Source organism: Asticcacaulis sp. YBE204 (genome assembly GCF_000495855.1).
Classification (GTDB): domain Bacteria; phylum Pseudomonadota; class Alphaproteobacteria; order Caulobacterales; family Caulobacteraceae; genus Asticcacaulis.
In genome coordinates this window covers 239789-258818 of sequence record NZ_AWGF01000001.1, presented here as the reverse complement: position 1 = coordinate 258818, position 19030 = coordinate 239789, and the positions used below count along the sequence as shown (strand labels likewise).

The 19030-nt window shown below is 61.9% G+C and carries 14 protein-coding genes; 6 read left to right on the top strand and 8 right to left on the bottom strand.

Features of this window, described 5'->3' with window-relative positions; all coding sequences use genetic code 11:
* Positions 1–42 precede the first annotated feature (42 nt).
* On the bottom strand, positions 43–5019 hold the full coding sequence (locus AEYBE204_RS22120; RefSeq protein WP_023460548.1) for an alpha-2-macroglobulin: 4977 nt from the start codon (positions 5017–5019) through the stop codon (positions 43–45).
* Positions 5020–5242: 223 nt separating this feature from the next.
* On the opposite strand from AEYBE204_RS22120, the gene AEYBE204_RS22115 reads away from it, so the two are divergent.
* From AEYBE204_RS22115 to ubiB, 6 genes are all read left to right on the top strand, one after another.
* Complete coding sequence (locus AEYBE204_RS22115) at positions 5243–5743, top strand: response regulator (protein ID WP_023460547.1); 501 nt, start codon at positions 5243–5245, stop codon at positions 5741–5743.
* A gap of 60 nt (positions 5744–5803) precedes the next feature.
* Positions 5804–6034, top strand: coding sequence for a hypothetical protein (locus tag AEYBE204_RS22110; protein WP_023460546.1), 231 nt, complete (start codon positions 5804–5806; stop codon positions 6032–6034).
* Complete coding sequence (locus AEYBE204_RS22105) at positions 6034–6411, top strand: type II toxin-antitoxin system death-on-curing family toxin (RefSeq protein WP_023460545.1); 378 nt, start codon at positions 6034–6036, stop codon at positions 6409–6411. The genes AEYBE204_RS22110 and AEYBE204_RS22105 overlap by 1 nt, the downstream gene beginning before the upstream one ends.
* 88 nt (positions 6412–6499) lie before the next feature.
* Positions 6500–6907 (top strand): hypothetical protein, encoded by a 408-nt coding sequence (locus tag AEYBE204_RS22100; RefSeq protein WP_023460544.1) that lies wholly within the window; start codon positions 6500–6502, stop codon positions 6905–6907.
* Between the two features lie 47 nt (positions 6908–6954).
* Complete coding sequence (locus tag AEYBE204_RS22095; protein WP_023460543.1) at positions 6955–7725, top strand: class I SAM-dependent methyltransferase; 771 nt, start codon at positions 6955–6957, stop codon at positions 7723–7725.
* Between the two features lie 4 nt (positions 7726–7729).
* The gene (gene ubiB / locus AEYBE204_RS22090) at positions 7730–9235 is read left to right on the top strand and encodes a 2-polyprenylphenol 6-hydroxylase (RefSeq protein WP_023460542.1); all 1506 of its coding nucleotides are present in this window, start codon (positions 7730–7732) and stop codon (positions 9233–9235) included.
* Between the two features lie 646 nt (positions 9236–9881).
* Here the strand turns inward: ubiB and pnp are convergent.
* The 7 genes from pnp to infB all read right to left on the bottom strand — a co-directional run bounded on the left by pnp (position 9882) and on the right by infB (position 19022).
* A complete protein-coding gene (gene pnp, locus AEYBE204_RS22085; protein ID WP_023460541.1) occupies positions 9882–12104 on the bottom strand; it encodes a polyribonucleotide nucleotidyltransferase in 2223 nt (740 codons plus the stop codon).
* A 190-nt stretch (positions 12105–12294) separates the two neighbouring features.
* Positions 12295–12564, bottom strand: a complete 270-nt coding sequence (gene rpsO, locus AEYBE204_RS22080) for a 30S ribosomal protein S15 (RefSeq protein ID WP_023460540.1) — start codon at positions 12562–12564, stop codon at positions 12295–12297.
* A gap of 34 nt (positions 12565–12598) precedes the next feature.
* Positions 12599–13558, bottom strand: a complete 960-nt coding sequence (gene truB / locus AEYBE204_RS22075; RefSeq protein ID WP_023460539.1) for a tRNA pseudouridine(55) synthase TruB — start codon at positions 13556–13558, stop codon at positions 12599–12601.
* On the bottom strand, positions 13558–14031 hold the full coding sequence (gene rbfA, locus AEYBE204_RS22070) for a 30S ribosome-binding factor RbfA (RefSeq protein ID WP_023460538.1): 474 nt from the start codon (positions 14029–14031) through the stop codon (positions 13558–13560). The genes truB and rbfA overlap by 1 nt, the downstream gene beginning before the upstream one ends.
* 41 nt (positions 14032–14072) lie before the next feature.
* On the bottom strand, positions 14073–14756 hold the full coding sequence (locus tag AEYBE204_RS39305; protein ID WP_023460537.1) for a hypothetical protein: 684 nt from the start codon (positions 14754–14756) through the stop codon (positions 14073–14075).
* Positions 14757–14819: 63 nt separating this feature from the next.
* Positions 14820–15698, bottom strand: coding sequence for a formyltetrahydrofolate deformylase (gene purU / locus AEYBE204_RS22060; RefSeq protein ID WP_023460536.1), 879 nt, complete (start codon positions 15696–15698; stop codon positions 14820–14822).
* A gap of 159 nt (positions 15699–15857) precedes the next feature.
* Positions 15858–19022: a translation initiation factor IF-2 gene (infB, locus tag AEYBE204_RS22055; protein ID WP_023460535.1), complete on the bottom strand. Its 3165-nt coding sequence runs from the start codon at positions 19020–19022 to the stop codon at positions 15858–15860.
* Positions 19023–19030: the final 8 nt, after the last annotated feature.

Here is a 19030-nt window from a genome sequence, read left to right as displayed (position 1 = left end):
CTTCGAGTTGATGATAATGCAAATTTGCCTTATCATCAACTCTTACCGCGCCGAGACCATCAGGCGACCGCCGCCGGTGCGGGCATAGAGATCGTTCCGATAAAGATCCTTTACCTCGGCGCCGGGGAGGTAGTAATCCCCCGGCGTCACGGCGCGCGCCACATAGGCCATGGCGAAGCCGCTATTGGCCGAGACGTCCAGTGCCGCCACGTAACGATCGTCGCGGGCCTCCTGCACATCGACAGCGCTGAGGTCGCCGACGAAGCGGAACGGCCCGTTCTGAGCGTCGTCGCGCGACAGGGTCATCTCGATCTCGAACCCGGCGGGCAGGGCGTCATCGACCACTATCGGCCGCGTTTCGGCGTAGTTCGTCCGCCCACTGATCAGGACCAGCACCTTCTGACCCTGAACGATCTGCGACGGGTCGATCCGTTGACCCTGCAAGGTGTAATAGGCCTTGTCGATCGTATAGCCTTTCGCTTCGGCGGGCGGCGCATTGATCGGCACGCCGGTCACGGTGATCGTCCGCCAGATCGGGCCGGAGCCGTTGTTGGTGAACTTCGCGTCCTTGATCGCCGCGACGTTGAAGCGTTGCAGCTTGGCATTCGCCGCATCGACGGGCGTCACACCTTCACCCTTGATCTTGATTGGTCCGGCGGCATCCAGCATACGGCTGGCGGCCTTGAGGACCTGCGCCTGTTCCTGCGTGTTCATGGCGTCCGGACCCTTGACGTTGCGTTCCAGCAGCGGAATCAGGCCCTTGGCGATTTCGGTTTCCCCGGCCTCATAGGCCAGAGCGATCACCGCCGCCACGTCGCGCAGCGGGCTTTGGTACCAGTCATAGGTCGCCTTGTAGCCCAGGCTTTGCGACGCCTGACGCAGCGCCGAACGGGCGCGGGCCTTGTCGCCCATCAGGGCCAGAGCCGCCCCGACCTGCGCCTTGGCGACCGGCGAACGCTCGGACTTGAACTGCACGTCGTGATACCAGCGCAGGCGCGCCAGATCGCCCGACCCACCCTTGGCCAGCACATAGAGCGCGTAGGCCGAGGCGCGCGAGCGGATTTCCGCCGACACGGCCTTGGCCGCCGGGGCCGTCCACCACGGACCTTCGTCGACCTTGAGGCGGTACGACACCGAGGTGAAGCCTTCCGGTTTCGACAGGTCGCGCATGGCGTTCATCGCCTTGTCGAGCGCGTCCTGCGGCACATAGATACCGCGTTTCTTCGCTTCGACGAGGAAGTCGGTGGCATAGGCCCCGATCCAGCCCTCGGCCTCGCCGTCACCGGCGCGCCACAGGCCGAACGCCCCGTCTTCGGATTGCCGGTCGAGGATCTTGTTGACCGCCGCCTTGATGATCCCGTCGGCGCGCGCCGCATTGACGCCCTGACCCGGCGTGACATAGAGCCACGGATAGGCGGCTGAGACGATTTGCTCCGTACACCCATAGGGGTAGCGGTTGAGCGCCGCGGCAATCGGGGCCGGATCGACGCCGCGGAACGGCGAATAGGATACCTGAACCGTCGCCGACCCCGGTTGCAAGCCATTCAGGAGGTCGTTCGGCAAGTTAAAGGCCGTGCCCGCTGCCTGTTGCGCCGTAAAGGTCCGCGTCTGCGGTCCCCAACCCATGCGGGTCTGGATCTGATAGTCTTCGTCGAAGCCGTAGCCTTGCCCGTTGAGCGCCAGATTGATTTTGGACACGCCGACCGTGGTAGGCGCTTCGATCAGGATGCCTTCCTGAATGCGCTGGCCCTGACCGATATTGAAGGCCTTCTTGAAGGCGGTGACGAGGCCGTTGAAGCCCTTGACCACCGTGTCGTAAAGACCCGGCTTGCCTTCGACATTGTTCAGCTCCAGCGTCGCAAAGGCCTTGTCACCCGGCGCGAGGAAGCGCGGCAGGGCCAGTTCAGCGACGACCGGCTGACGGACGGTCAGCTTGTCTTCGCTGGAGCCCACGGCGTCGTCGGTCCAGGCGACCGCCATGACCTTGAGTTCGCCATTGAACTTACCGATCGGCAACCGGACGCGTGCCGTGCCGTCGATACCGGTATTGACGACGCCGGACCACAGGGCGACCGTCTTGATCGGCGTCGTGGTCAGGCCGTCGCCGCCGATCTGATCGCCGCCGAAGACATCGGCGGGTGCGCCCATGTTCGGGTCGAGCAGACGGCCATAGTCGTCGCGGTATTCCAGCCCCAGTGCGCGCTTGCCGAAATAGAAGCCGACCGGATCGGGGGTCTTGAACTTGGTCAGGTTGATGATGCCCTGATCGACGACCGCGACCGAAACCCGCGCGGTCTTGCCCAGACCGGCCCCACCGACCTTGACCGGCACGTCGACAAAAGCCTGACCGGACTTTGAAAAGTCGGGTTTGAGCACCTTGTCTTTCAGGTCGAGCTTGACCTCCAGCTTGCGACCCTTCGGATCGAGCGGCACATAGATCAGGCCCATGGCGCGGCGCGGTTTCGAGGAATCGACCGGATCGCGCGGCTGCACGACGCTGACCATGATATAGGCCCCGCCGCCCCAGCGGGCATCGGTTTTCAGGCGAATGGTCGTGCCGCTATCGCCGACGCTGACCGTTTTCAGGTCGATCAGCTTGTCGTTGGCGACCGCGATCTGCGCCTCGCCCTTGTACGGCGATTTCAGCGTCAGACTGATCGTGTCGCCCTGTCCGTAGGTTTGCGACCCGGCGGTCAGGCGGACGAAATCAGGTGCCTCGGTGCCTTCAGCGGACGAACCCCAGCCGGAGGCGAAACGGATCACCGTTTTCGCGCCCGTCGCGGCCTGCGTCACCTCAAGACGGTAGTCGCCCCAGTCGAGATTGCGGTCGAACGTCACGCCGTTGACGGTGAGGTCGTAGTCCTTGTCCGACACGACCACGTCCTTCGATGTCCGCCGCCAGTTCCAGCGACCGTCCTGCTGATACCAGTCGTAGTTCCAGTTTTCCGAAATCAGGCGGACCTTGACGCCTTTCGCCTCGGTCTTGTCGCCCTTAGCGTTGAGGCCGATGATATTGACCACAGTCTTGGGCGTATTGCCGCCTTTGGCGTCCTGCGTATCGAGCTTGACGCCGAAATAAACGGGCTTCGTCCGGATACGGAGCGTCTCGACTTCGTTGACCGGACGCCCGCCCGGTTCGAACACCGAGGCCGTCATCAAAACGCTCAGCGGCTGGTCCGTATCGTAGCTGGAGCTGAACGGCAGGATGGCGTTGCCGTCGGCGTCGGTCGCCGTTTGCGGCAGATCGACATACTGCTCCTCGAACGGCGTCTGTTCATTGCCGAAGCGGTAGTCCCTGAACTTCGGGAACGGATTGCGGTCGGCGCGGACGCGAGCCGAACCGGACACCTCAAGCCCCGATCCCGACGCGCCGTAGAGAAAGCGCGCATTGACCTGCACGGCGCGGGTTTCATTGAGCGCCGTCAGCGGACGTTCGGCATCGGCCTTGACGTCAACCCCCAGCCGTTGCGGCGCAAAGTCTTCGACCGCGAAGCCGATAGCCCCCTGATCGTCGTCGATGCCCTCGATGAGCAGCTTGGCGCGCCATTGCCCGCGCGGGGCCGATTTCGGCAGGCCGATATTGGCGGTGGCGAAGCCTTGCGGCGTCTTGGCGAACGGATAGCGGAAGGCCTCGACGCCCGACGGACGATAGACGACCAAGGCGCCCTTGCGGTCCTTGATCGCCTTGCCGTCCGGGTCGCGGACCATGGCCACCAGACGCACGGTTTCACCGGGGCGATAGATGCCGCGATCGGTATAGAGGAAGCCGTCGACCAGCCCGGTCTGCGACCGCCCGTCGGTCAGCTTTTCATCCGAACGCCCACCAACGCCCTGCGACGAAAAATCCATCGGCGAGGCATTGAGATCGGTCGCCGTAAAGTCTTCGGCGGGGCCATAGGCCATGATCATGCGCGCCGCCAGAGCGTCCTCGCCTTTGAGCAACGCCTTGTCGAAATGGACGCGGCCATCGGCGGTCGATTGCGCGGCGGACAGTTCCTCGCCATTCTGCGCCACCAGCGTTACCTTGACGCTGCCCATCGGCTTGGCGGTCTTGAGCGAGCGGACGACCACATCGACGCCGTTCGACCCGGTATAGGTCGTTAGGGCCATGTCGGTGAACAGAATCCAGCGCCGCGCCTGGGCGGGTTGGTCATTTTCCTTCTTGTCGCGACCGCCCGAAGCGTCGCGCACCTTGACGACATAGGCCCCCGGCTTGAGGTCGCGCAGCACCGCGCCCAGCGGGAAGACCGTCGTCACGCGCTCACCGGCATTGCCCGCGACGCGGACCTTACCGGTCCATACCTTGTAGCCTTCGCCGCGCGGGCTGTCCTCGTCCCAGTCGTAATCGTATTCGCCTTCCGGCGTTGGATCGGGCGAGGAAATCGACTTGCGCACCAGATTGCGGTCACCGACGCGCCAGACCTCGAACGCGAGCGTCGAGACGTTGAGGCTTTCGACGGCCACGCCGTCGGCCTCTTCGCGCGGCAGGATGACGCCGTTACCGGCAAAGCCGACATAGGGCGGTTTTTCGCCGAAGCTGAAATCGACGTCGGCGTTTTGTTTGAGGGTCTCTTTACCCGCAGCGGGAAGGCCTTTGAGCAGGGTCACGCGGCGGTCGGTAAAGCCGAAGCCGCCGACGCACAATTCGGAATCCTTGACCGTCACCGCCGGAGCCGAGGGCAGTTCCGGCGACACCATGACGTAATCGCCATAGGATTTCGACGAATCCAGCGGCTTGGAAAATTCGATACAGGCTTTCGGCGATCCGCCCGACGTATCAAGTCGTTGTTTCCACACGGCGAATCCTGCCGGTTTCGCGCCACCCGAGCGCGGGGCGTTCTTGTCGCGCACCTTGCCGAAGATCGTGCCGAGCGTTTCGGTAATGGGGATGACGCCGTCTTTCGCGCCCGGCTTGAACCCGCCTTCGGTTGCCTTGGCAGTGAGGAAGCCTACGCAAAAGCCGGAAATCAGAACGGCAGCAGCGCCGGTGATGACGGTACGGTTACGCCAGTCGAACATGACAGTGCCCCCCAATCCACTCAATGGAATTTCCGGGAGTATGGACACAATCTGCGACCGCGTAAAAGCCCCAAATGAGGGGAGATTTATAAGTTATTGCGAAGGCGCGTTTACGCTTTTGTTAAAATTGCGATATGGTTAAGACTTTCGTAAAGGATGCGGCCTAACCCTCGGTCATACAGGACCGTATCCTGCTACCCTTTTTAATCAAAGGTCGCCTGTTTTGAGTCAGTTTTCCCGCGTACTGGCCCTTGTCGTCGACGATAACCACTATATGCGGGTCATCGTCTGTACCATGCTGCGCGCTATGGGGATCGTCCATATCCGCGAGGCCTCGGATGGGGCCGAAGCGCTGGAAATCGTGCGCGACTGGCGGCCCGACGTCATCATCACCGATCTGGTCATGGAAACCATCGATGGTATCGAGATGACGCGCCTGATCCGCACGGGGTCGGACAGTCCGCATCCTTACGTGCCGATCATCATGATGACCGGCCATACCGACCGTAACCACGTGATCGCCGCGCGCGACGCCGGGGTCAACGAGTTCGTCGCCAAGCCGCTCACCGCCCGCGCCCTGATCGACCGGATGAAAAGCGTCATCGATAATGAGCGCGCCTGGGTCAAATCGACCGCCTATACCGGCCCTGACCGCCGCCGCAAACGCGCTAACGACTACAAGGGCCCGTTCCGCCGCGCGTCGGACAAGGCGATGATGGGGTAAGGTTGTTCTCCTCTACCATATCATGAAATTTCATGATATAAGGTGTGAAGGAGACTTCTGATGACCGAACACCCTTCGCGCGAAAAATTTGCGGCCCAGATGGACAGCGTATTGCTGGCCGACCTGCGCGCGCTCGCCAAGACCGAAGGCCGTCAGCTTCAATCCTTGCTTGAAGAAGCCGTGGGTAAGTTGATCTCCGAACGGCAAACCCCTCCGACGATATCGGTCAAAGATGCCCTCAAGATGAGCATGGATCAGTTCGGCCCACTCTACAAAAAACTGGCTGAGTAGTGACACGCTATCTGACGCTGCGGGACGTTCTGGAAATCCACGATGTCCAGCTTGCGGCCTATGGCGGCGCCACGGGGTTGCGCGATCCGGGACAACTGGAATCGGCCCTGTTTCGGCCTCAGACGGGCTATTATGCGGACCTCGTCGTCGAGGCCGCCGCTTTGTGGGAAAGCCTTTCGCAAAACCATCCCTTTATCGACGGGAATAAGCGCACAGCCTTTGCGTCGATGCACGTTTTCCTCATCATAAACGGGTACCGCCTGACCGCGCCCCTCAATGAGGCCATCACTTTCGTCACCGAGCTTTATGAAACCCACAGCTTTCGCCTCGAAAAGCTGGAGCCGTGGCTACGAACCTATGCCCACGAAAACAGATAGCTGACTATTTCCCTTCTGAATTTGGTCATATTGAAACCGCAGTTGCCTCGCCTTATATGGCAATGACACACCTCCGGAGTCCGTTCCTATGCGTTCCGTCCTGCTTGCCGTTACAACCCTTGCCGCTCTTGCATCCAGCGTCTTCGCGCAGGATGTGATCGAGCCGAAAAGCAAGCCCTCTTTCGGCGATCGTCTCAAGCAGATGACGCCGCAGGAACGCGACGCCGAACTGTCGCGGATCTTCAACGAATTCGACAAAAACCGCGACGGCCACATCACCATCGACGAAGCGCCCCGTCTGCCGCCGGAGCCCGGTCAGGCCATCAATCCGGCGGCTGAACTCGAAGACGCCAAGTTCTTCATTTCGCTCTATGACACCAATGACGATCAGAAGGTGAGCCTCACCGAATACCGCGCCAAGGCCGCCGCCATGCTGCTGGGGCTGAGCGACAGCGCCAAAGCCTCCGGTGAAAAATTGCCGCAGGATCGCAAATAGGCACTTTCCTGTCGCCAAGCCCGCGTCGCTGGTTTAAAACCGACCGCATGAGCGAAGATGCCCCCACTGTAAAAACCTCGCCCTTCGGCTTCCGCGACGTCGAAGCGAAGGAAAAGGTCAACCTCGTCCACGGCGTATTCAAATCGGTCGCCGCCAAGTACGACCTGATGAACGACGTGATGTCGGTGGGCGTCCACCATCTGTGGAAAGACGCGGCCTGTGCCAAGCTCAACCCGCAACCGGGCGAAGTCATCCTCGACGTCGCGGGCGGCACCGGCGATATCGCGCGGCGTCTGGCGAAACTGGCCCGCGCGGCCAAGGCCCGTCGCGGTGGTAAATCGACCGAAATCCGCATCATCGATTATAATCAGGCGATGATCGAAGCCGGGATCGAAAAAGGCACGGAACCGGAAATCACCTGGTCGGTCGGCGACGCCATGAACCTCGCCATCGAGGACAATTCGGTCGACGCCTATATTATCTCGTTCGGCATCCGCAACGTCTCGGACGTACAGGGTGCGCTGAACGAAGCCAAACGCGTGCTGAAACCCGGCGGACGTTTCTTCTGCCTTGAGTTCTCGCACGCCACGACCGGCCTCGTCGAAAGCGTTTACGAGACCTATGCCTTCAAGGTCATCCCGTTCATGGGACAACTGGTCGCCGGAGACCGCGACTCGTACCAATACCTCGTCGAAAGCATCAAGCGCTTCCCCGATCAGGAGACCTTGGCCGGCATGATGCGCACGGCAGGCTTCACCCGCGTCGGCTACACCAACTTCACCGGCGGCGTCTGCGCCCTGCATCAGGGCTGGGCCTAACCCGGTGATTGGGTCGTTCATCCGCCTGATCAAGACCGGCTTTTTGCTGCTGCGCGAGGACGTGCTGATCCCGCGCGAGCTGTCGCACCACCTCAATCCGGTCGCGCGTTTTTTCGCCGCCACCTTGCGCTTTTTCTTCGCTCGTCGCGGGCCGCAGCCGCGCGTCGGTCTGCGCTATGCCCGCGCCTTCGAGAGCCTCGGTCCCGCCTTCATCAAGCTGGGGCAGGTCCTGTCGACGCGCGGCGACATCTTCGGCGACGAATTTATCCGCGATCTGGCGCACCTCAAGGACCAGTTGCCGCCCTTCGATCAGGCCACGGCTAAGCGCCTGATCGAAGAGGCGCTGGAGCAACCCGTCGAAAGCATCTTCATCGAATTCGGCGAAGTCATCGGCGCGGCTTCGATCGCACAAGCCCACCGCGCCATCCTGAAAGACGGGCGCAAGGTCGCCGTCAAGGTGCTGCGCCCGCGCATCGAGCAGATCATCGCCGACGATATCGCCATGATGACGCTGGCGGCGAAGCTGATCGCGATTTTTGCCCCCGCCACGCGACGTCTGGAGCCCGAAGCCTTCGTCGCCACGGTGGCGCAGTCCCTGCTGCTGGAGCTCGACCTGCGGCTTGAGGCCTCCGCCGCCGACGAACTGGGCGCGATCATCAATGCCGAGCCCTATATGTCGGCCCCGAAGATCGTCTGGCACTATGTCGCCAAGCGCGCTCTGGTCATCGAATGGGCGCCCGGCATCCCATTGAGCCGCCCCGAAGCCCTGACCCAGCCCGGTCTTGAGCCCAAGGCCATGGCCGACAACCTGATCCGGGCGTTTCTGTCACAGGCCCTGAACCACGGCGTGTTCCACGCCGACCTGCACGAAGGTAACCTCTTCTGTCAGGCCCCCGACAAGCTGACGGCCATCGATTTCGGCATCGTCGGGCGGTTGAAACCGCCGGAACAGCTCTATCTGGCCGAAATGCTGTGGGGTTTCCTGCGCCGCAACTATCGCCGCGTCGCCGAGGTCCATTTCGAGGCCGGTTACGTGCCCAAACACCACGATGTTGCCGCCTTCGCTCAGGCCCTGCGCGCCGTCGGTGAGCCGGTGCTGGGCCGTGCCGCGACGGAGGTGTCGATGGGCCGCTTGCTGGGGCAGTTGTTCGACATCACCGCGCAGTTCGACATGCATCTGCGCCCCGAACTGGTCCTGCTGCAAAAGACCATGGTCAGCGTCGAAGGCGTGGCACGACGTCTCTACCCCGAACACGATATCTGGGAAGCCGCCCGCCCCGTCGTCGAGCAGTTTATCACCAAGGAACTGTCGCCGCTGGCCGAGGCCCGCCGCCTGATCGACAAGGTCGTCGCGCGGTTAAAGGACGACGAACCCAAGGCCGATCCGCTGGCCCAGCTTCAGATCGCCACCCTGCGCGCGGAACTCAGCCATAGCCGGACGATTTCGACTCTGGCCCTGATCGCCTCGGCTCTGGCGCTGGGGACAATGGTCTGGATGGCGGTGTTTTAATTAAAGAGCGCCGCCTTTAATTAAGACGACGCTCTTCCATTAAAACGGTAACGGTAAGGTACCGTCGGGGGAAACGTCAGGGTATTTCTTACCGGTTAAGACCTCAGAAACACGGCCTTGGTTAATCCCTAAAAGGGACGCAATCTGATGCTGATAAAGTCCTTCGTTTAACCGCAAGAACTTAATCTTAGCGGCCATCTCTGGATTTACATGAGGGGATGGTTCTCTTTTCATGAGAATCGCTCCTGCTAAAATGGCAGGGGCTTGACAACGCCTACCTAGAGCAAGAGAATCCCTAGGCGAAAGCCGGTACGCCCGCAGCCCCTGTATGGATGCGGAGTGTCTCCGAAAAAGGCACCGAGGATTAGGCCCCTCGGTGCCTTTTGTGATTCGCAAAACACCGTCACTTGCAAGCATTGCGATTCCCCTCTTTGAATGCAAGTGATTCTTTTGACTCAACTATTTGAAATTTGAGTCTTATTAATCCTAGAAGCCGGGCTAACACCGTCCGGTTATGGGGTGAAGGGGTCCGTGACCCCTTCCTCTTTCAAAGCAAAAAGAAGGGCGGCCCCTTAATGGGACCGCCCTTCTTTTTTGGTCTAAAGCGAGGGGGCACAGCCCCCTCGACCCCAATACACGCTCGGTGTTAGTCGCGACGCGGGCGGCGCGGACGGCGTTCGCGCTTTTCGCCGCCTTCCGATTCCGACTCGTTCGATTCCGGCTCTTCACCACGGGCCGCACGCTCGGCAGCCAACTTTTCGGTCAGGTCTTCACCGGTTTCCTGATCGACGACTTTCATCGACAGCTTGGTCTTGCCGCGATCGTCGAAGCCGAGGAACTTCACCTTCACTTCGTCGCCTTCGCTCAGGACGTCCGAGGTCTTGCCGACCTTTTCGTTCTTGATCTGCGAGATGTGGACGAGGCCGTCCTTGGCACCGAAGAAGTTCACGAACGCGCCGAAATCGACGACCTTCACGACCTTGCCCTTATAGATGGCGCCGACTTCCGGCTCCGAGGCGATCGACTTGATCCAGTCGCGTGCGGCGTCGATCTTCGATTGCTCGGAGGCCGCGATCTTGATGGTGCCGTCTTCGCCGATGTCGATCTTGGCGCCGGTCTTTTCCACGATTTCGCGGATGACCTTGCCGCCCGAACCGATGACTTCACGGATCTTGTCGGTCGGGATCTTGATCGTTTCGATCTTCGGGGCGAACTCACCCAGCTCTTCGCGCGCGCCGGAGATGGCCTTGTTCATTTCGCCGAGGATGTGCAGACGGCCTTCGTTGGCCTGACGCAGCGCCTTGGTCATAATCTCCTCGGTGATGCCGGGGACCTTGATGTCCATTTGCAGCGAGGTGATGCCGTTGACGGTGCCCGCGACCTTGAAGTCCATGTCGCCGAGGTGATCTTCGTCACCCAGGATGTCCGACAGAACCGCGTAGCCGTCCTTTTCGAGGATCAGGCCCATGGCGATACCCGATACCGGCGACTTCAGCGGCACGCCGGCGTCCATCAGGGCCAGCGAGGTGCCGCAGACGGTCGCCATCGAGGACGAACCGTTCGACTCGGTGATTTCCGAGACGACGCGCAGGGTATAGGGGAAGTCAGCCACGTCCGGCAGCATCGGACGGATGGCGCGCCAGGCCAGCTTGCCGTGGCCGATTTCGCGGCGGCCGGGCGATCCCATACGGCCGGTTTCGCCGACGCTGTACGGAGGGAAGTTATAGTGGAGAAGGAACTTCTCCTTATAGGTGCCTTCCAGCGCGTCGATGAACTGCTCGTCTTCGCCGGTGCCGAGCGTGGCGACGACCAGAGCTTGGGTTTCACCGCGGGTGAACAGGGCCGAACCGTGGGTGCGCGGCAGGATGCCGACTTCCGAGACGATCTGACGGACCTTGTCGACGGCGCGACCGTCGACGCGACGGCCATGGTCGATGATGTCGCGACGCAGGACGTCGGCTTCACATTCCTTGAAGGCCGAACCGAACACGGCGGCTTCGACGCCGTCCGGGTTTTCTTCGGTCTTCACGAGGGCGGCAGCGGCCTTCTTCTTGGCATCGCCGACGGCGTTGCGGCGCTCTTCCTTGGCCTTGTGGCCATAGGCGGCGATGATGTCCGGACCGACGAGGCCCTTGATCTGGGTGACGACGTCCGAGAAGTCTTCGGCTTCGAATTCGAAGGGTTCCTTGGCGGCGTGGTCGGCCAGCTCGATGATCGCGTCGATGACCGGCTGCATGCCGGCGTGGGCGAACATCAGGGCGCCGAGCATCTTGTCTTCGCTCAGTTCCTGCGCTTCGGATTCGACCATCATCAGGGCGTCCTGCGTACCGGCGACGACGAGGTCGAGGGTGGACTCCTTGGATTGGTCAAGGGTGGGGTTGAGGACGTATTCGTCGTTGATATAGGCGACGCGGGCGGCACCGACGGGGCCCATGAACGGCACGCCCGACAGGGTCAGGGCGGCGGAGGCGGCGACGAGGCCCAGAATGTCCGGATCGTTTTCCATGTCGTGCGACAGGACGGTCACGACGACCTGAACTTCGTTCTTGAAGCCCTTGACGAACAGCGGGCGGATCGGACGGTCGATCAGGCGCGAAACCAGCGTTTCTTTTTCCGACGGACGGCCTTCGCGCTTGAAGTAACCACCGGGGATCTTGCCGGCGGCGAAGGTCTTTTCCTGATAGTTGACGGTCAGCGGGAAGAAGTCCTGACCCGGCTTCGGCGCGCGGGCGTAAACGACGGTGGCCAGAACGGTGGTTTCACCGTAGGTCGCCAGAACCGCGGCATCCGCCTGACGGGCGATGCGACCGGTTTCCAGTGTCAGCTTGCGGCCGGCCCACTCGATCGTTTTTCTTTTGATATCGAACATATGTTTTCTTTCTGTGAAACCCGCAGGCCCATTCCCGCCGGTTCATAAAGAGGACCATTCATGGCGGCCCTGTTTGGAAAACGGCAAACGATTTTGCCGTTGAGACCGGATGCTTATTTCTCGTAACAAGCGAACCGGCAGATACGATCAGGGCCTGACACGAAGGTCAGGCCCTGACGTTTGGTAAGACTTAGCGACGCAGACCGAGGGTCTCGATGATCGCCTGGTAGCGAGCGACGTCGGTGTTCTTAAGGTAGTCAAGAAGACGACGACGTTGCGAAACCATTTTCAGGAGGCCGCGACGGCTGTGGTTGTCCTTCTTGTGACCCTTGAAGTGTTCGGTCAGGTTGGCGATACGCTCGGAGAGGATCGCAATCTGGACTTCTGCCCCGCCCGTGTCACCTTCGGTGCGGCCGTGGGTCTTGATCAGTTCGGCTTTACGCTCGACAGTGATCGACATCGTATGCTCCTTTTCGCAGGGTCTGTGCCGCTGCCTAAGAGTTGAGGTTAAGGATGCGCGTGGGGTAAAAGACCCCCAGACGCAGTTCGCCCAAAGCCACGATCTGACCGTCCTTGTGCGCCCAAAGGGTGCGCCCGTGCTCTGATTTTCCCGATTGCCCTCGGATTTTCAAAGCCGCCTCCGCCGTTTCCGTGCGGGAGAAGGACAGGGCGATATCGCGACCCTGTTTGAGCTTAGCGGCCTCGTCTTCCGTCACAGGCAGCGCCGGGATGTCGTCCAGCGCCGTCTCAACGGCAAGCAAAGCCTCGAAAGCGGCGTCTCTATGCCTCAAATCCTCAAGCTTTTCCACCCCTGCGGACAAATTTAAATTGAAACCACCGACCCGTTCGCGGCGCAAAACGCTGACCACACCCAGCACACCGAGTTCCAGCGCCATATCGCGGGCGATGGAGCGGACATAGGTGCCCTTGCCGCAGTGGAGGAGGAACTCGGCCTCGTTGTCGGAGACCATGCGCTCCAGCGTCAGGTCATGGACCGTGACGGGCCGTGTCTCCAGCTCGAACTCAACGCCTTCGCGGGCCAGATCGTAGGCACGCTTGCCGTCGACCTTGATGGCCGAAAAGGCAGGCGGAGCCTGTTCGATCTCGCCGATAAATATCGGCAGGATGTCGCGGATTTCGGCCTCGGTCGGGCGCAGGTCGTTTTGCTCCAACACCTCGCCTTCGAGGTCGTAGCTGGCCGTGCGCAGGCCCCAGCGAACCGTGAAGCGGTAGACCTTGTCGGCTTCCATCAGGTAGGGAACGGTCTTGGTCGCCTCGCCCAGAGCGATCGGCAATATGCCGGACGCGAGCGGATCGAGCGTCCCGGCGTGACCGGCTTTCTGAGCATTATAGAGGCGCTTGATGAAGCTGACGGCCTGGGTCGAGCCCAGACCGTGCGGCTTGTCGAAACAGACCCAGCCGCTGACCTCGTCGCCTTTTTTCTTGCGGCCCATCAGTCTTCGTCTTCATCGTCCGTGTGACGTTCGCCGCGCAGATCGCGGGCGATTTCCGGACGCAGGAACAACGCGTCAATCCGCGCCGCTTCGTTGAAGCTTTCGTCGTGCAGGAAGCGCAGGTCGGGCGTGAACTTCATCTCGATGCTGCGCCCCAGAATCCCGCGCAGATATTTGGCGTGACGATTGAGCGCCTCGACCGCCGGGGCGATCTTGTCCTTCGGGATGGTCACGCCACCGAGACCGGCACCGAGCGGTTCGACGAACACGGTCGCATGACGCAGGTCCGGCGAGCAGCGCACTTCGGTGATGGTGATCGACACGCCCTGAAGGGCTTCGTCGTGCAGTTCTTCTTCGCGCAGGATATCGACCAGCGCGTGACGGACCAGTTCGCCCGCGCGCAGCTGGCGCTGGGACGGTCCAAGGGTTTCGGCCTTGTGGCCCTTACCCGATTTGTGAGTTTCGCGTTTCATCCGCGCTGTATAAGCTTTTTTCGCAGATTTTCTATCGAAAATTATCCGCCGACAAAGCCGCGCAGCGGGACATAGAGTCCCAGTCGGTTCCACGCCGCCGCCTGCATCAAGGTACGCAGCCACGTCACATAGGCCTGCGCCATGGCAAACGACAACTGCGCATAGGCCATGACCATGCGGGTCATCGCGTCGTGTTCAGGCTCATTGACGGACGTTTCCATAACCTCGACCGGCTGAAATTTCAGCGGTTCCGCTTCGGGTTCCGGCGCGACCGTAAACCCGTCCAGCATATGCGAGAGGTAGGCGCTCAGACCCTCGCCGTCATAGGTATTGAGCGCCGCCTCGGCCTGAACCTGACGCCCCGCGTCATGGGCATAATAGGCCAGAATCGCCTGACATACCGCCACATCGTAGCAATATTGGCGGCGGCCCTGATAGGTCAGAATGGTATGGGCGGCCGCGCGTTCTTCGTTGAGGGTGGCCAAGCGCGTCTTGATCGTCTGAATACGCGGTTTGTCGAGTGCCCAGTCGCGGCTGATCGTCCCGATATGAGCGTTTTGTACGCCGCATAACCGCGCCAGCCCCCGCTGCGTCAGATAATGCGAGCCGTCCGACAAACGCCCCATACCGATGCCGTTCACCTCGGCATATTGCACGATATAGAGGTTCGACGCCGGCGTTTTCACCCGGCGCTTGCGTGTCGATGTGGTCTTGGCCTTGGGCATGTCTGAACCCCTTTTCAGAGGCCGCGACTGTGCAACGCGAAGGCGATGTTCGCAAGTGCGAAATCAGTTAAAGACGATCGTTTTGCCGCCATTGATGATGACGCGGCGTTCGGCGTGCCAGGTCACTGCCCGCGCCAGCACCCGGGCCTCGATATCCTGCCCGATGGCGACCAGTTGTTCCGGCGTATGGCCGTGGTTCACGCGTTGGACGTCCTGCTCGATGATCGGGCCTTCGTCGAGGTCCGAGGTCACATAGTGCGCCGTCGCCCCGATGATCTTCACCCCGCGCTGATGCGCCTGATGGTAGGGCTTGGCACCCTTGAACGACGGCAGGAACGAGTGGTGGATATTGATGCACTTGCCCGACAGGGTGCGGCTCATATCGTCCGACAGGATTTGCATATAACGCGCCAGCACCACCAGATCGGCCTTGTGCTCGTCTATCAATCCGAGGAACTGCGCCTCCTGTTCGGCCTTGGTGTCCTTGGTGATCGGCAGGTGCACATAGGGCAGGCCGTTCCATTCGACGAAGGAGCGCATATCCTCGTGGTTCGACATGACCGCCGCGATCTCGACCGGCAGCAACCCTGAGCGCCAGCGGTGCAGAAGCTCGTACAGGCAGTGGCCGAACTTCGACACCGCGATGATGACCTTCGGCCGGACGCTGAGATTATGGATGTCCCATTCCATGCTGAACCGGTGCGCGATGGGCTTGAAGCCTTCGCGCAGGATCGACATCGGCGGCATCCGCGGCCCGGCCTGCTTGAACACGACGCGGACGTAGAACATGTCACCCTGCGCGTCGTTGAACTGGTTCGATTCAACAATCGAAATGTCGTTGTCATTCAGATAACCCGACACCGCCGCGACGATACCGCGCGTATCGGGGCACTTGATAATCAGGACGTAATGGGACGGGTCGAAAAAGGTCGTATCGGGCATGGCGGTGTTATAGGCGATAAACCTTGCGAAAAGTCAAAGGTTTCAAATGAAAGAAAAAGGCGTGGGGTCGCAGACCCCACACCCCATAACTATCAGAGACACACTAATCCCCAAAAGCATTCGGCCCGACACGAGGCCGGGCCAAATCCTTTTGAAAGACTAGAGGGTGCGCTTGATCTCTTCGACCGTGAAGCACTCGATGAAGTCCCCGGCCTTGAGGTCCTGGAAGCCATTGAACGCCATACCGCATTCCTGACCCACGACCACCGAATTGACCTCGTCCTTGAAGCGCTTGAGCGTCGAGAGGACGCCCATTTCCTGAATGACGACGTTGTCGCGCAGGATACGGACGCGGGCGCCCTTTTCCACACGGCCTTCGGTGACGCGGCAACCCGCGACCTTGCCGACCTTGGTGATGTCGAACACTTCCAGCACTTCGGCATTGCCGAGGAAGGTTTCGCGCTGGATCGGGGCCAGCATGCCCGAAAGCACGCCCTTGATGTCATCGATCAGGTCGTAGATGATCGCGTAGTAACGGATTTCCACGCCTTCACGCTCGGCCAGATCGCGCGCCTGCTTCGACGCCCGAACGTTGAAGCCGATGATTGGCGAGTTCGAGCCCTTGGCCAGCTGCACGTCGGACTCGGTGATCGCCCCGGCGCCCGAATGGATGATGCGGGCGCGGACTTCGTCGTTGCCGACCTTTTCCAGCGAGCCGATGATCGCTTCGGCGGAACCCTGCACGTCGGCCTTGATGATGAGCTGAAGCTCCTTGACCTTCTTTTCGGCCAGCTTCGACATCATGTCGGTCAGCGAGATGGCGCCCACCGGAGCCAGAGTCTTTTCGCGCTTGATGCGCTGACGGTACTCGGTGATTTCACGGGCGCGGGCGTCGCTTTCGACCACGGCGAAGGCTTCACCGGGATCGGGCGCGGCGTCGAGGCCGAGGATTTCCACGGGCTCGGACGGACCGGCTTCGGGCAGTTGCTCGTTGCGCTCGTTGATCAGGGCGCGGACGCGACCCCACGAAGCGCCGGCCACGATGATGTCGCCGCGCTTCAGCGTACCGCGCTTGACCAGAACCGTCGCCACCGGGCCACGGCCCTTGTCGAGCTTGGCTTCGATGACCACGCCTTCGGCGGTGCGATCCGGATTGGCGCGCAGGTCGAGGACTTCGGCTTGCAGCAGGATCGCTTCGATCAGGCTGTCGAGGCCGAGGCCCGTCTTGGCCGAGACCTCGATGATCTGGGTTTCACCACCGAGCGCTTCGACGACGACTTCGTGTTGCAGAAGTTCGTTGATGACGCGCTGCGGATTGGCTTCGTGCTTGTCCATCTTGTTGACAGCCACGATGATCGGCGTCTTGGCCGAACGGGCGTGGTTGATGGCCTCAATCGTCTGCGGCATGACGCCGTCGTCGGCGGCCACGACCAGCACCACGATGTCGGTCACGTTCGCGCCACGGGCACGCATGGCCGAGAAGGCGGCGTGGCCCGGCGTATCGAGGAAGGTGACGCGGTCGCCCGACGGCACACGAACCTGATAGGCACCGATATGCTGGGTGATGCCACCGGCTTCGCCGGTTGCGACATCGGCCTTGCGCAGGGCATCGAGCAGCGAGGTCTTGCCGTGGTCGACGTGACCCATGACGGCCACGACCGGCGGACGGACGACGGTGTCGTCGTCGTGGTCCTCGGCGTCGATGAAGCCTTCCATGACGTCGGATTCCGACACGCGCTTAACGGTGTGACCGAATTCGGTAGCTACCAGTTCGGCGGTGTCCGTGTCGATCACGTCGTTGATCTTGAGCATCATGCCCTGCTTCATCAGCATCTTGATGATGTCGACGGCGCGGACGGCCATACGGTTGGACAGTTCCTGAACCGTGATGACGTCGGGGATGATGACATCGCGCGAGACGCGGGCCTGTTCGGTCGTCGTACCCTTGCGCTTTTCGCGTTCACGCTCACGGGCCCGGCGAACCGAGGCCAGCGAACGCATACGATCGGCAGCACCCTCGTCGTCACCGACGACGGCTTGCAGGGTCAGGCGGCCTTCGCGACGCTTGGGCTCACCACGGGTTTGCGAGACGGCCTTGGTCGGCGCGCCGACCTTGCCGCGCTTGTTGCGGTCATCGTCATCACCGGCGCGGGCACCCAGCGGGCGACCGGCGGGGGTACCGCGCGAGGAACGGATACGGTCGACTTCGGATACCGCCGGAGCGTTCGGGGCAACCCCGGCAGGGGCGCGCGGCGGACGCGGCGAATTGGCCGAATAACGGACGGTCTCACCGGCGGGACGCGGGCCACGGTCGCCTTGCGGGCGGGGTCCACGGTCGCCCTGAGGACGATCGCCTTGCGGACGATCACGGTTGCCATCACGATTGAATGCCGGACGATCACCCTGCGGGCGGTCGCCTTGCGGACGGTCACGGTTGAACGGCGGACGGTCACCCTGCGGACGCGGGGTACGCTCACCATAGTTGCCTTGCGGACGATCACCTTGGGGACGCGGCGAGCGGTCGCCATAATTGCCTTGAGGACGATCCCCTTGCGGGCGGTCGCGGTTAAACGGCGGACGGTCGCCTTGCGGACGATCACCCTGAGGACGCGGACGGTCACCGTATTGCCCCTGGGGACGATCGCCTTGCGGATGTTCCGTGCGCGGACCACGATCGTCGCGGAAGCCTTCACGATGACCTTCGCGCGGCGCCCGTTGGGCCGGACGCGACAGGGCCTCTTCGATAGGGCTCTTCTGAACGGGCTGCGGGGCCGGTTCGGCAGCGCGCGGCGCTTCGACCGGGGCCGAAGGTGCAGCCGGGGCCGGAGCCGACGCTTGCGGCGCGGGTTCGGCGGCGCGGCGCGCGGCCTCTTCACGAGCGCGGACTTCAGCGGCACGGCGGGCGTCCGCCTCGCGGCGTTCCTGATCCTGACGCGCGGCTTCGACGACGCGGTTGCGGCGTTCGACCTCTTCCTGACGCAGACCACCGAGGTTAGCCCCCGATTGCGGACGAGGGCCGGAATTCTGAGACGGGCGCGGGCCGTTGTTTTGCGACTGTCCACCCTGTTGTGGCGGACGCGGCTTGGCCAGATTGCTGTCGGCGGTCGGACGCGGCGCCGGGTTCGCGCTGCCCGGAGCGCCCGGCGGCGGCGTACCGATACGGCGCTTGGTCTCCACCACCACCGTCTTCGAGCGGCCGTGGCTGAAGCTCTGCTTTACCGTGCCGGTGGACACGTTTCCACCGGTCCGCGGCTTGAGGCTCAGCGGCGCGCGGGTATTGTCGCCCTTTTGGGCATCGGTCTTATCGTCTTTCGGGTCGCTCATTCAGCTTG

Bases quoted from the DNA above. Each gene is read 5' to 3' on its own strand.
- infB (WP_023460535.1), bottom strand. From the start codon at position 19,022: ATGAGCGACCCGAAAGACGATAAGACCGATGCCCAAAAGGGCGACAAT.
- AEYBE204_RS22095 (WP_023460543.1), top strand. From the start codon at position 6,955: ATGAGCGAAGATGCCCCCACTGTAAAAACCTCGCCCTTCGGCTTCCGC.
- pnp (WP_023460541.1), bottom strand. From the start codon at position 12,104: ATGTTCGATATCAAAAGAAAAACGATCGAGTGGGCCGGCCGCAAGCTG.
- AEYBE204_RS22120 (WP_023460548.1), bottom strand. From the start codon at position 5,019: ATGTTCGACTGGCGTAACCGTACCGTCATCACCGGCGCTGCTGCCGTT.
- AEYBE204_RS39305 (WP_023460537.1), bottom strand. From the start codon at position 14,756: ATGCCCAAGGCCAAGACCACATCGACACGCAAGCGCCGGGTGAAAACG.
- rpsO (WP_023460540.1), bottom strand. From the start codon at position 12,564: ATGTCGATCACTGTCGAGCGTAAAGCCGAACTGATCAAGACCCACGGC.
- truB (WP_023460539.1), bottom strand. From the start codon at position 13,558: ATGGGCCGCAAGAAAAAAGGCGACGAGGTCAGCGGCTGGGTCTGTTTC.
- rbfA (WP_023460538.1), bottom strand. From the start codon at position 14,031: ATGAAACGCGAAACTCACAAATCGGGTAAGGGCCACAAGGCCGAAACC.
- AEYBE204_RS22110 (WP_023460546.1), top strand. From the start codon at position 5,804: ATGACCGAACACCCTTCGCGCGAAAAATTTGCGGCCCAGATGGACAGC.
- AEYBE204_RS22100 (WP_023460544.1), top strand. From the start codon at position 6,500: ATGCGTTCCGTCCTGCTTGCCGTTACAACCCTTGCCGCTCTTGCATCC.
- purU (WP_023460536.1), bottom strand. From the start codon at position 15,698: ATGCCCGATACGACCTTTTTCGACCCGTCCCATTACGTCCTGATTATC.